The organism is Haloplanus litoreus (assembly GCF_045690335.1).
Lineage (GTDB): Archaea > Halobacteriota > Halobacteria > Halobacteriales > Haloferacaceae > Haloplanus > Haloplanus litoreus.
This window is the reverse complement of record NZ_CP147874.1, coordinates 212223-224781: the sequence shown is the minus strand read 5'-3', so window position 1 is coordinate 224781 and position 12559 is coordinate 212223. Positions and strand designations below refer to the sequence as shown.

Sequence of the window (12559 nt, the reverse complement as noted above, 5' to 3'; positions counted from 1 at the left end):
GCTCACGTAGTCGGGAGGCGGTGTTAAGCGTTGTCCTCGGTCGCCTCTACGTGCCGCATCTCGACGGCGACGCCGCGGGTACTCTCACGCATCTCCGGCCCGTTCATCGACGCGCGCCCGACGCCGAAGGCCTTCGGTCCGTCGACGACTACCTCGTCGCCGGGACGGATGTCGGCGTCTGCGTCTGTCACCCCGGGAGCGAGGACGCTCCCGTGGGGGACGAAGCCGTCGATGGTGACCCGCTTGGTCGGCGCGTCGCTCTCGACCCAGTGGTGGGCGCCGGCGAGGGTGAACGAGAGGACTCCGTACTGAGGGACCTGCGCCGCGAGCTGTGTCCCCTCGTCGTCGCGTACTTGCAGTTTTGGGTGGCGACTCGTCGTCCGCAGGTCGGGAAACAGGTCGTCGCCCGCACCGGCGCCGAACTGGTAGTCCGCGATGGCCCGGACCGTGTTGTGCTGGCGCTCCCGCTTCGAGTACTTGAGTTCGCCCGCGAGGGCGTCGGCGAGGGTCGACAGCGACGCCGACGTGGTCGGATGATCGTCGACGGTGAACTCGAAGGGGACGTCGACCCGGTCGGCCACCCGCTCACAGATGTCGCGATAGCCCTCACCGGGGACGTGTGCGACCACCCGCGGGTAGTCGTTGCGTTCGAGATAGCGCTCCAGTACCTCGGCGACGAAGGCCTTCTCGCCCTCGGTCCAGTCGCCGGTGACCACCGCGTCGTAGTGCTGGGCGGGGTACGTACACTCCAGTTCCTGAGGCACCACGCCGATGGGCGAGGTCATCGAGACGACGTGTCCGCGGTAGTTGATGGCGCGGTGGAACTGGGCGTGGCTCTGGGAGTCGCTGTAGGGCTTCCGCGCCGAACACGGCACGAGAACGAGGGGGTTCGAGAAGCGGTTACGGTAGCGGGTCGTCACCCGGTCGGCGAACCGCTGGATCTCCACCCGGTTCAGCGTGTCCTCACTCGCCGCGCTGAGCTCCGTATCGCGGATCACGGGTGTCCGCCGTTCGAGATAGCGATACTGTCCGTCGAACTCCCGGAACGACGCGGTCAGCCAGTTCTCGTGGCGGGCCTGCCCTTCGAGGTAGTCGCGGAGACGGCCCCGGCGGATCCGGGTTCGGACGGTGCGGAGGGCGGCGTCGAGGGCGGCGACGTTGTGGGCGACGCAGTCCTCGCGGGTGAACGCCGCGAGCGGCGGATCCGAGGGGAAGGCCCCGGGAAGTTCGTCGAGTTCGTCGAGGTGGTACTCGCCCTCCGGCGTGAGGTACACGCCCTGTCGGCCCTTCACACGGGCGAGTTTGGTGTCTACGAGGTCGACACCCGCGGCGACGAGCGTCGCGACGTTCCGGGGCGTGGCGACACCGGCGAGATAGAGCGCGGTGTCGGCGGGAATCGACTCGCGGACGGCGATCAGTTCGTCGCGAAAGGAGGCGCCGTGGCCGACGACGCCCGGCGCGTTCGAGAGAACGTAGGCGTCACAGCCGTAGTCGGCGGCCGTCTCGGCGGTGACGACGCCGGCACTCGGATAGTCAACGTCGGGGTAGTCGACGGCGAAGGACTCCTGGACGGTCGGGTCGGTGCCGGCCGGGAACGAGCGGTGGGGAAGGACCGTCAGTTCGGCCTCGCTCCCCTCGGGGTGGGCCCGGTCGCTCCCCCAGAGACTCCCGGCGTCGACGACGAACTCGTCGGCGACGGTGGGGGTCGTCACCGGGTCGCGCAGTCGGAGTTCGCCCAGTCGGGCGGCCCCGTCCCGCGCGTGGACCTCGAAGTACTCGGTCATGAGTGGTCGTGGAGGGGGGCGCGGAACTACGTTTCGTTCCCGGACGGCCACCCTACGCCCGACGGCCCGATCCGACCTCGTCGCGGACGACGTAGTACAGGATCCAGACCACGAGGCTGCCGAAGAAGGCGCCGACGGCCCACGCGAGCGCGTGGCGGCTGTCGCGTCCCTTCGCGTCCCGGTAGATCAGGAACGCGATGGCGAGGGGCACGACGAAGGAAAAGAGGATGACCAGAATCTCGGGAGCACCGGGCGCGCCGAACTGCAACACGGGAAGCGACATGGTCACGACTTGAACACCAGCTGACAAAAGCGTTCCCCGGACGGTTGGGGTCCACCCGGGGTCTTTAGCCGACCGCGCCCCAACGCGGGGCATGACCGAGTACACCGGCGAGTGGGACCGGGCGGGGGTCGCGTCGTTCCTGGCCGACGCACAGATCCCGATCCGGGTGGCCTGCCGGACGCCCGCCGGCGGTCTCTGGATGCTCTCGCTGTGGTACGACTTCGACCCCGAGGCCGGCGAGTTCGTCTGTGCCACCGCCGCGTCGGCGGACGTGGTCACGTACCTCCGCGAGGACGACGGCGTCGCCTTCGAGGTGTCGACCAACGACCCCCCGTACCGTGGCGTCCGGGGGTGTGGCTCCGCGACCCTCGCCCCCGACGACCGGAAGGAGACCCTGCGGACCCTACTGGAGCGGTATCTCGGCGGCACCGACTCGGCGCTCGCTCGACGACTGCTCGACCCGAAGCGCGACGAGGTGGTGATCGGCATCGACCCCGAACGCTGTTACTCGTGGGATTTCACCGATCGGATGCGCGACGGGGGTACGGAGTGAGGCGACGGTCCCGGACGGGTCCCGATTCGTCGTCCCTCCCGGCCGAGGGCGGTCGGACATCGGCACGGCGCAATTGAAGTACTGCTGTCGTATCAATGGTGCGTGGACACGGACGTGTGTCACGCGCGAACGACGGTCACTCGTCGTCGCCGTCCGGCCGCGCCCCCAGCGGTTCGACCGTCACCGACGCGGGGAGCAAGGCGAGCGCCGAGTCCGGCCAGCCGTCGTGTGCGACGGTCACGTCCGTGTCGGGGTTGGCGTCGGCGAGGCTCGCGACCCCTCGGGCGGCGGCCTCGTGGGCGGCCCGGTCGAGTCGGTCAGGGAGTTCGGCGGTGAACGGGTACGTCTCGGAGAGCGCCCGGGGGACCGGACCGAAGGGTGGTAGAAGTCGCCACGCGGCGTCGAACCGGTCGCCCGTGGGCGCGTTGCCCTCGGTGAGGAGCAGGGTCTCGGGCGCGTCGAGTCGGTCGAGTCGGTCGTGGTGGCGCACCACCTCCGGCCGACGGGCGCTCTCGGCCGAGCAGTAGAAAAAGGAGCCCTTCGAGGCGGGATCGGCACGTTCGATCTGTCGGGCGTGATCCAGGAGCGCCCGGTAGCCGTCGAGCATCGTGGGGTGGCCGCGGGCGCGCGTCTCGACGAGTTCGAGGAGGTTGCCCTCGCGGATGGCGTCTTTGATCCGGCGCATCTCGCCGAAGGAGACGTGGAGGTTGTGCTCGGCCAGCAAGCGTTCGCGCTCGCCGTCGGGTTCGGCGCGCAGGTCGTCGGGCGAGCGCGAGGTACAGATCGGACACTCGCAGGGGAAGTAGTCGACGTCGCCGAGGTGACGCGTCCCGCGGACGGTGAGATAGCGGTCGTCGCGGGCGTAGATGGCGTAGGCGGCCGAGTCGAAGAGGTCACAGCCCATCGCCACCGCCAGCGCGAACATCATCGGGTGACCGGCGCCGAAGAGGTGGACTGGCCGATCGGCGCCCAGGCCGCGCTTGGCGGCCGCGACCACGTCCACGACGTCGGCGTAGCGGTACTCGTTCATCAGGGGGACGACGGCGCCGACGGGGAACACGTCGAGGTCGGTGCCGTCGGCGTGGCGGGCGGCGGCCTCCCTGAGGTCGAGGTGGGTCGACCCCTGAACCGGTGCGTTGACGAGCATCTCGCCGGTGTCGACGGCCTCGGCGTCCGCGAGCGCCTGCTCGGTCGTCTCCAGATCCGACTCGGCCGTCTCGCGGGTGGCGTCGGGCGGCGTCGGCACGTCGACGGGTGTCGCCACGTCCGACCCGATGGCGTGCTGGAACTCCAGAATCTCGCGGGTCGTCACGTCGATATCGCCGTACTCGGCCAACTGAAAGGAGCCGGAGTCGGTGACGATTGCGCCGGAGAACTCGAGCATCTCGTGCAGGCCCTCGTCGAGTGCCCGTTCGCGGAGATCGTCGGTGCCGCGGATGATGTAGGCGTTGGTGATGAGAATCTCGGCGCCGAACTCGGCTTCGAGGCGGGCGGGCGACACCGTCCGGATGTTCGGGTTGATGACGGGAAGCAGCGCCGGCGTCTCGACGGTCCGCCCGGCACGGGGCACGGTCAACTCCCCGATCCGACCCAGGGCGTCGCCGTCTCGCATCTCGAAGGGGGCGCGCATACCGCCACCATTCGGGCCGCCGCGGTAAGGGTTCCGCTCCGCGCCGGTCCCCGTCGTCGACGCCTACACCGGGAGCGCGGCCACGCAGTCGGTGAGGAGGGCCGCCCCGCCCGTCCCCGGATCCTCGGGGAGCGCCCCCGATTCGGAGAGTCGGAACGCCAGATACGCGAGCGAGAACAGCGTCGCGTTGTACGCGCCGTGGACGAGTGCGGGCACGACGAGGTTGTCCGTGAGTTCGTAGACGGTGCCGAAGACGAGGGCGGGGAAGAAGAGAATCGTCACCGTGACTAGGCGCCCGCCGGCGCCCCCGGTCAACGCGACGAAGTGGATGGCCGCGAAGAGGGCGCTCGCGAGGACGACGCCCGGCACCGGATCGAACGTCTCGCGGAGGCGTCCCTGAACGATGCCGCGAAAGAGCAGTTCCTCCCCGGGACCGATGAGGAGGAAGGAGGCGGGGATCAGCCACAGGAGGACGGTCGGGTCGGCGCTGGCGAACTCGCCGACCTGGTTCTCGCCGGCGGGAACGCCGGTCATACTGATGATGACCGCGCCGGTGATGGCGGCCAGGAGCGCCATCACGTACCCGACGACGACGGCGAGGAGGTCCCGGGTCGAGGGGAGATGGACGCCCAGGTCGGCGAGGGTCCACCCGCGGACGAGGAGGTAGCCGACCGCGACGCCGCCGAAGGCGACGCCCTGTACCGACACGAGCGAGACGACGAGGAGGGCGAGCGGCGACGGCTCCATCCCGAGACCGACCAGGAGCAGGGAGAGGGCGAGTACGAGACCGACGCCGGCGCCGAGGCCGATACCGGACACAAGCAGGGCGACCACGACCGCCCACAGGCGGGCGACCGTTCGGTCGTCGAACGAGGGCATACGAACCCGTGGGACCGCGAGCCTCGAAAAGGTTCGCTCCGGCGACGGGATTCGCGCGACGACTCGACGACCCACGTGGTCCGGGGAGACGACGTCCCGTCGAACGGCGCGAGCGGAGGGTTCGCTGGCACGACGCGGCTACGCCTCGTCGAACACCGTGAATCGAAGATCCACGAGCACGACGCGGCTACGCCTCGTCGAACAACTCCTCGCCCTCGACCATGTGCTCCTCGACGGCGTCGAGATCCAGCGTCAGTCCGAGTCCGGGTTTCTCGGGGACGGCCATTCGACCGCCCTCGATGAGGCCGTCCTCCTCGACCAGATCCTCCCACCAGCCGAGCTGGTAGGAGTGATACTCCAGGGCGAGCGAGTTGGGGATGGCCGCGGCGACGTGGGCCGAGGCCATCGTCCCGATCGGCGAGGAGACGTTGTGCATCGCGACCGGGATGTAGTACATGTCGGCCAGATCGGCGATCTTACGGGTTTCACGCATTCCCCCCACACGCGGCAGATCGGGGGCGACGATGTCGACGGCCTGCGGTTCGAGGAGCGTCCGCTGACCGAACTTGCGGTAGACGTTCTCGCCGACGGCGATGGGCGTCGTCGTGGACCGTGTAACCGCCTCCTGCACGTCGTGATTTTCCGGGGGGACGGGATCTTCGAGCCACCACACGTCGTAGGCTTCGAGTTCGCTCGCGAGGCGCTTGGCCGAGTTGGCCGTGAACGCCCAGTGACAGTCGAAGGCGACGTCGGCGCTGTCGCCGACCGTCTCGCAGACTTCCTTCACGATGTCGACCTTGTGGTCGACCTCCGGCCCGCGGAGGTGGCGGTTCGCGCGGTCCTTCTCGTGGCCCGAGGGCACGTCGAGGTCGAACTTGATCGCGTCGTAGCCCAGTTCCGAGACGACGCGTTTCGCCTCCGCGGCGTTCGACTCGGGTTCGGACTCGTCGCCGGCGTGGCAGTCGCAGTAGACCCGCACCTCGTCGCGGTACTTCCCGCCGACGAGCTGGTAAGCCGGCACGTCGAGGAGTTTGCCGGCGAGGTCGTGCAGCGCGATTTCGATCCCGGAGATCGCGGAGACGACTTTACCGGAGATGGAGCCTTCGCCGCTCATCTTCTGGATGAGATGTTCGTAGAGGCGGTCGATATCGAGCGGATTCTCCCCGACGACGAACGGTTTCATCCGCTCGATGATCGCCGTTTCGCCGCCGCCCCAGTAGGACTCGCCGGTGCCGACGACGCCGGCGTCCGTGTAGACGCGGACCAGGATCCACGGGTAGTTGCCGTCCACCATCGTCGTCTGGACGTCGGTGATCTCTACATCCCGGGGGCCGCGGTCCGCCGAGAGACCCATCGTCGACGACGACAGATCGCGCATCGTATACTCCGCATTCGGATCGTGGAGAGAGTCGTACTCAACCATCGTATCCGGCATCGATGGGACTCAAAATAAACGTTGGGAGCGCCGAGAGTACGAACGCTTACGGCGACTGCCTCCCTACGGCCGGGCGATGAGTTCGGTTCCCGAACGCAGCGACATCGACGCCGAGGACAAGTGGGATTTGGAGAGTATCTTCACCACCGACGAGGACTGGGAAGCCGCTTTCGAGGACGTCCGCGAGCGAGTGAACGACCTCGCCGACTACGAGGGACGGGTCACGGAGAGTCCCGAGACGCTTCGCGAACTGCTCGAACTGCGCGAGGATCTACTCCGGGACGTCTCGAAAGTGTCGACCTACGCCAACCTGCGGAGCAGCGAGGACACCCGCGAGAGCGAGTATCAGGCCATGTCGGCGCGTGCGGAGTCGCTCGCGGCCGACGCCCGGAGCGCCACGAGTTTTATCGAACCCGAACTGCAGGAACTCGACGCCGAAGCCGTCGAGGCGATCATGGAGGCGGAACCCGCACTGGCCGAGTACGAACACTACTTCGACGACGTGCTTCGGAGCAAGCCTCACACCCGCTCGAAGGAGGTGGAGGAACTGCTCGCGGACCTCTCCGACGTGACCGACGCAGCGAGCGACGTGTACTCCATGCTCTCGAACGCGGACATGGAGTTCCCGACGGTCGAAGACCCGGAGGGCGAGTCGGTCGAAATCTCGCTTGGGAACTTCACCAACCTCCAGAAGCGGCCGAACCGCGAGTTCCGTCGCGAGGTTCACGAGGCGTTCTACGACCGCTGGGCGGACGTGCGAAACGGCGTCGGGACGGCGCTGAAAAAGAGCGTGACGGCGGACGTGAAACTCGCCCGTGCGCGAAACTACGACACCGCCCGCGAGGCGGCGCTCGACGGGCCGAACGTCCCGGTCGAGGTGTACGACACCCTCGTCGACACGGTGCGGGAGAACCTCGACTACCTCCACCGGCACGCCGACCTGAAGGCTGACGCTCTGGGGGTCGAGGACCTGCAGATGTGGGATCTCTACGCGCCGATGGCCGACGGCGACCCACCGGAGATTCCCTACGAACAGGCGGTCGAGTACGTCGTCGACGCCGTCGAACCGCTGGGCGAACCGTACCAGGAGCGGATGGCCGAGGGGCTGGACTCCCGGTGGGTGGACGTCTACGAGAACCGCGGCAAGCGCTCCGGCGCGTTCTCGGCGGGCACCTACGACACCCAGCCGTTCATCCTGATGAACTACCAAGACGACGTGGCCTCGATGTTCACGCTGGCCCACGAACTCGGGCACTCGATGCACTCCGAGTTGACCAACGAGGCTCAGCCCTGGCAGTACAGCGGGTACGACATCTTCGTCGCCGAGGTGGCGAGTACGGTCAACGAGACGCTCCTGACCCACCACTTGCTGGAGACGGTGGAAGACGAGACCGTCCGCCGGCACGTCCTCGACGAGTATCTCGAACGCTTCCGGTCGACGCTGTACCGTCAGACCATGTTCGCGGAGTTCGAACTCCGCCTCCACGAGATCGTCGAGGAGGGCGGGGCACTCACCGCCGACCGCTTCGACGAACTCTATCGCGAATTGAAGACGGACTTCTACGAACCGGCGGTCGTCGACGACCGCATCGCCCGCGAGTGGATGCGAATCCCCCACTTCTACTACGGCTACTACGTCTACCAGTACAGCACGGGGATCAGTGCGGCGACGGCCATCGTCGAGCGCATCCGCGAGGAGGGGGAGTCGGCGGCCGAAGACTACCGCGAAGCCCTGCGTCTGGGCGGGAGTGCCTACCCGCTCGACGTTCTGGAGACGGCGGGCGTCGACATGCGAACGGCCGCCCCCATCGAAGACGCCCTCGGCGTGTACGGCACCTACCTCGACGAGATGGCGACGCTGATCTGAGCGCCGCGCAGGGGCACCTCGGCCGGCGCGTTCGCCGTCGAAACGCCACGGACGACCGAGTAGCTATCGCGGCGGGGCGCAGGGCGTCGACGGCCGCGTGCGCCCCGAATCGGACGGAACGGGCGTCCGAGTGGGGTCGAACGCGTTACGTGGGCGCCGTCGGCGTCCGGCCGACGACCCAAAGGCACATTTACGCCCACTCCTTAGCAGGCACAACCAATGTCACGGAGTCCGTCGCTTCCGGATCGTCCACGCCTCGACCTCGATCCGGAGATGTCAGACGCGGAGCGTCTCGACGCCATCCGCCAGCACTACGAACGCATGGTCCGCGTCAACGAGGAACTCTCGGAGCGACTCGACGAGACCGACGACCGCCGCGAAGAACTCATGGAGGAGGTCGACCACCTCAAGCGGCGCAACGAGGTGCTGAAGACGTCGTCGCTGTACGTCGCCACCGTCGAGGAGGTGGCCGACGAGGGAACCATCATCAAACAACACGGCAACAACCAGGAGGTGCTCACGGAACCGTCGCCGCGCATCCGCAAGGAACTCTCGGCGGGTGACCGCGTCGCCGTCAACGACTCCTTCAGCGTGCAGACCGTCCTCGACGACGAGACGGACTCCCGCGCTCAGGCGATGGAAGTCGAGGAGTCGCCGACGGTCTCCTACGACGACATCGGCGGCATCGACGACCAGGTTCGGGAGGTTCGCGAGGCCGTCGAGGACCCGCTTCTGACCCCCGAACTGTTCGAGGAAGTCGGGGTCGACCCGCCGTCGGGCGTCCTCCTCCACGGCCCACCGGGGACGGGGAAGACGATGCTCGCGAAGGCCGTCGCCAACGAGACGGACGCGACGTTCATCAAGATGGCCGGCTCCGAACTGGTCCGGAAGTTCATCGGCGAGGGGTCGCGGCTCGTCCGCGACCTGTTCGAACTCGCCGCCGATCGTCAGCCGGCGGTCATCTTCATCGACGAGATCGACGCCGTCGCCGCCAAGCGGACGGACTCGAAGACCTCCGGCGACGCCGAGGTCCAGCGAACGATGATGCAGCTGCTCTCGGAGATGGACGGGTTCGACGACCGGGGTGAGGTGCGCATCATGGCGGCCACCAACCGCTTCGACATGCTGGACGAGGCCATCCTCCGGCCCGGCCGGTTCGACCGTCTCATCGAGGTGCCGAAACCCGGTATCGAGGGGCGCGCACAGATCCTCCGCATCCACACCCGCGATATGAACGTCGACGACGACGTGGACTTCGAGGAACTGGCCGACGACCTGGACGACTACAGCGGCGCCGACGTCGCCTCCCTCGCCACGGAGGCCGGGATGTTCGCCATCCGCGACGAGCGCACCGAGGTCAGGATGCGCGACTTCCTCGACGCGAAGGCGAAAATCGAGGACAACGAGGACTCCGGCCCGGTCATGGCGTTCACCGACTACCAGTACTGAGCGGCCACCGGCGCGGCGATCCGAAGCCGGCGGTCCGTCGCCATGCGAGAGTATCACACGCTCCGACGGCTTTTTACCCAGGCTCCGCGTATCGTCGCCGACTCGGATGAATGGAAACACGCCGTACGGAGGCGCACCCGGAGTAGTCGACGCGGGAAAGCGGTCGACGGACGTCGAACTCACACAGGACCAACGACAGTCCCTCCAGTCAGCCGTGGCGGGAATCGTCTCGCAGACCCGCTCGTACCTCCCCGACAGTTACACGGTCGGATCGGAACTGTCCTACGGGTCGAACGGACCGACGGCCACCGTCGCCGTCCGTCCCCCGGCCGGCCACCCGGTCAGCGCGGGATTCACGCCCGACCTGGACGACCTCGAGACCGGGATCGGTGCCGACGAACGGGACGAGGTGGCGCGCGGCCTGGCCGCGAGCGCCGCCCTCCAAGTGATGGATGCCGTCGGCGACGGCATCACGCCGACCGCCCGCTGAGGTCGGGCCGAGTCGGCGCTGCGGCGGTAATCGCGTAGCCGAACACCACTGCCGACGGGACGCTGCCGACGCCGACGCCCAGTTCTAGCGGTACACCCGTCAGTACCGACGCGAACGCCCCCAGCAACAGGGGAAGCGGAAGCAGTACCAGCAACAGGTCGTACCGCGTCGGCGTCGTCGTCGCGGCGGTACTGTCGCTCCGGATCGTTCGAACGCTCATCGGTACTCACCCCGTTCGTTACTCGTCCAGCCTCCGACTAAACTGTTTCTCAGAGGGTACTGAATCAGTCGAGGGAACGTCGAAAAAAGAGGTGCGAATAATATGCGTAGGTTGTCGACCGCTCGACGTCGCCTACTTCCCCCAGAACGGGTCCCGCCGCCGATGGTTGTCGAGGAAGCCCTGCAGCGCTTCGAGTTCGTCTGCGGGAATCTCGTCGGTGAGTTCCTGTTCGAGAATCTTCGCGTGTTTCTCGGGGAGGTCGACCCAGAGTTCGTCGCCCTCGTCGATCTGCCGACCGACGGTCGGGCCGTCGATGGCGACGCTGACGCGTTCGCCCGCCCGGGCCTCGGAGACGTCCTCGCCGTTCTTCTGGATGCCGCTGAGCTGGCCGAGACGCTCGAACTCGTTGCCGTCGAACCGACCGACGTAGGTGTTGTTCTTCAGGGTGCCGGAGAGCACCTCGACGCCCACGACGGCGGGGTTGTTCTGGCGGAAGACGTGATCGGGGAGGATCTGGAAGCGGGCGGGCCGGACGATTTTGTCGAGGACCGTCTCCTGCTGGGCACGTTGGCGTTCCTCGACGAACGTCTCGTAATCCTCGACCAACTGGTAGATGACGTCGTCCCGGAACAGACGCACGTCGCTCTCCTCCAGTTCCCGTTCGGCGTTCGTGAGCACGTCCACGTTGAACCCGAGGATGACCCGGTGTTCGGCCTCGGCGGCGGTGCTGGCGACGGCCACGTCGCGGGGGGCCACGTCGCCGACTTCGGCCCGGAGGATGGGCACCTCCGCCTCAACGAGGGCGTTGGCCATGGCCTCCAGACTCCCGAGGGTGTCGGCTTTCACGACGACGCCCTCCTCCTCCGTGTCGACCTGAATCTCGGCGAGTTCGGACTCCACGTCCGCGATGACGGCCTCGCGGTCGCGGTCGCGAATCACCCGCACGGGGGCACCGGCCATGGCGTCGGCCAGGTCCGGCGCGGCGATTTTGACCCCGGCCGCCGCGGCGACCGAGTCGACCCGGTCGAACCGTTTTTCGGTTCTGATCTCCGCGAGCGGCTTCGGCTGGAGGAGTGCCCGCACCTCCGTGACGATGGGTTCCTGCATCCCCCCGACGACGATTTCGTCGCCCTCGCGGACGGTCCCGTCGTACATCACCACGTCGAGGGTGGTCCCGAAGCCTTTCTCCTCTTTGACTTCGAGGACCGTGCCCGCGCCGGGGCCCTCCACGTCGATTGCCATCTGGTCTTTCATATACCGCTGTGAGAGACCCATCAGGACGGTCAGGAGGTCGGGAACGCCCTCCCCGGTCACGGCGGAGACGGGGACGACGCCGACGTTGGCCTGGAAGTCCTGCACGCGCCAGTAGAGGTCCGCGGAGAAGCCCGAGTCCGACAGTTGGCCGATGATCTCGTAGAGATTCTCGTCGAGGCGGGAGCGTGCGCGGTCGCTCTGGGCCTCGTAGGTGGCCTGGATCGGCTCGCCCTCCTGTGGATTCCAGCCCGGCGTCGTGTCGATCTTGTTGGCCGCGACGATGAAGGGCGTCCCAGTCCGTTTGAGGATGTCGATGGCCTCCTCGGTCTGGGGCTGGAAGCCGTCGTTCACGTCGACGACGAGGACGGCGATGTCGGCGAGTGCGCCACCGCGCGAGCGGAGCGTCGAGAAGGAGTGGTGGCCGGGCGTGTCGATGAAGAGCAGCCCGGGCAGGTCGAAGTCGTCGGGATCGACGAGGCTGCCGGCGATTCCGGAGATAGTGTCGAGCGGGACGGCCGTCGCTCCGATGTGCTGCGTGATCGCCCCGGCCTCGCCCTCGCTGACCGCCGAGCCGCGAATCTTGTCGAGCAAGCTGGTCTTCCCGTGGTCGACGTGCCCGAGCACGGCGACGATGGGGGTGCGAAGCGCCTCGGATCGGTCGCGTGTGTCCGAATCTGACATAGTATCCCCCGACAGAACGTTCTTGTCGCTGAAC

11 protein-coding genes are annotated in these 12559 nt (G+C 67.6%); 4 read left to right on the top strand and 7 right to left on the bottom strand.

Translation table 11 applies throughout. The features are described 5' to 3' along the window. Nucleotides 1–23: 23 nt before the first annotated feature. Together arcS and V8686_RS01270 are read right to left on the bottom strand one after the other, a co-directional pair. Nucleotides 24–1784 (bottom strand): archaeosine synthase subunit alpha, encoded by a 1761-nt coding sequence (gene arcS / locus V8686_RS01275; RefSeq protein ID WP_379702086.1) that lies wholly within the window; start codon nucleotides 1782–1784, stop codon nucleotides 24–26. A 52-nt stretch (nucleotides 1785–1836) separates the two neighbouring features. Continuing rightward, entirely contained in the window at nucleotides 1837–2067 is a 231-nt protein-coding gene (locus V8686_RS01270; RefSeq protein WP_379702084.1) for a hypothetical protein, read from the bottom strand. Between the two features lie 91 nt (nucleotides 2068–2158). On the opposite strand from V8686_RS01270, the gene V8686_RS01265 reads away from it, so the two are divergent. Next, complete coding sequence (locus V8686_RS01265; RefSeq protein WP_379702082.1) at nucleotides 2159–2620, top strand: pyridoxamine 5'-phosphate oxidase family protein; 462 nt, start codon at nucleotides 2159–2161, stop codon at nucleotides 2618–2620. A 136-nt stretch (nucleotides 2621–2756) separates the two neighbouring features. Here V8686_RS01265 and tgtA read toward each other — a convergent pair whose 3' ends face one another. The 3 genes from tgtA to V8686_RS01250 form a co-directional block, all read right to left on the bottom strand. Further along, entirely contained in the window at nucleotides 2757–4250 is a 1494-nt protein-coding gene (gene tgtA, locus V8686_RS01260) for a tRNA guanosine(15) transglycosylase TgtA (protein ID WP_379702080.1), read from the bottom strand. A 63-nt stretch (nucleotides 4251–4313) separates the two neighbouring features. Then, nucleotides 4314–5129 (bottom strand): CPBP family intramembrane glutamic endopeptidase, encoded by an 816-nt coding sequence (locus V8686_RS01255; protein ID WP_379702078.1) that lies wholly within the window; start codon nucleotides 5127–5129, stop codon nucleotides 4314–4316. A 187-nt stretch (nucleotides 5130–5316) separates the two neighbouring features. Continuing rightward, nucleotides 5317–6552 (bottom strand): mandelate racemase/muconate lactonizing enzyme family protein, encoded by a 1236-nt coding sequence (locus V8686_RS01250; RefSeq protein ID WP_379702076.1) that lies wholly within the window; start codon nucleotides 6550–6552, stop codon nucleotides 5317–5319. An 88-nt stretch (nucleotides 6553–6640) separates the two neighbouring features. Here V8686_RS01250 and pepF point away from each other — a divergent pair, with 88 nt between their 5' ends. The 3 genes from pepF to V8686_RS01235 all read left to right on the top strand — a co-directional run bounded on the left by pepF (nucleotide 6641) and on the right by V8686_RS01235 (nucleotide 10370). After that, nucleotides 6641–8431 carry an oligoendopeptidase F gene (gene pepF / locus V8686_RS01245; RefSeq protein ID WP_379702074.1) on the top strand — a complete coding sequence of 597 codons (1791 nt, stop codon included), beginning with the start codon at nucleotides 6641–6643 and terminating at the stop codon, nucleotides 8429–8431. Nucleotides 8432–8650: 219 nt separating this feature from the next. Further along, entirely contained in the window at nucleotides 8651–9880 is a 1230-nt protein-coding gene (pan2, locus tag V8686_RS01240) for a proteasome-activating nucleotidase Pan2 (RefSeq protein ID WP_379702072.1), read from the top strand. A gap of 106 nt (nucleotides 9881–9986) precedes the next feature. Then, nucleotides 9987–10370: a DUF5811 family protein gene (locus V8686_RS01235; RefSeq protein WP_379702070.1), complete on the top strand. Its 384-nt coding sequence runs from the start codon at nucleotides 9987–9989 to the stop codon at nucleotides 10368–10370. Here the strand turns inward: V8686_RS01235 and V8686_RS01230 are convergent. Together V8686_RS01230 and infB are read right to left on the bottom strand one after the other, a co-directional pair. Further along, the gene (locus tag V8686_RS01230) at nucleotides 10351–10590 is read right to left on the bottom strand and encodes a hypothetical protein (RefSeq protein WP_379702068.1); all 240 of its coding nucleotides are present in this window, start codon (nucleotides 10588–10590) and stop codon (nucleotides 10351–10353) included. The genes V8686_RS01235 and V8686_RS01230 overlap by 20 nt on opposite strands. A gap of 132 nt (nucleotides 10591–10722) precedes the next feature. Then, nucleotides 10723–12525 carry a translation initiation factor IF-2 gene (infB, locus tag V8686_RS01225; protein ID WP_379702066.1) on the bottom strand — a complete coding sequence of 601 codons (1803 nt, stop codon included), beginning with the start codon at nucleotides 12523–12525 and terminating at the stop codon, nucleotides 10723–10725. Nucleotides 12526–12559: the final 34 nt, after the last annotated feature.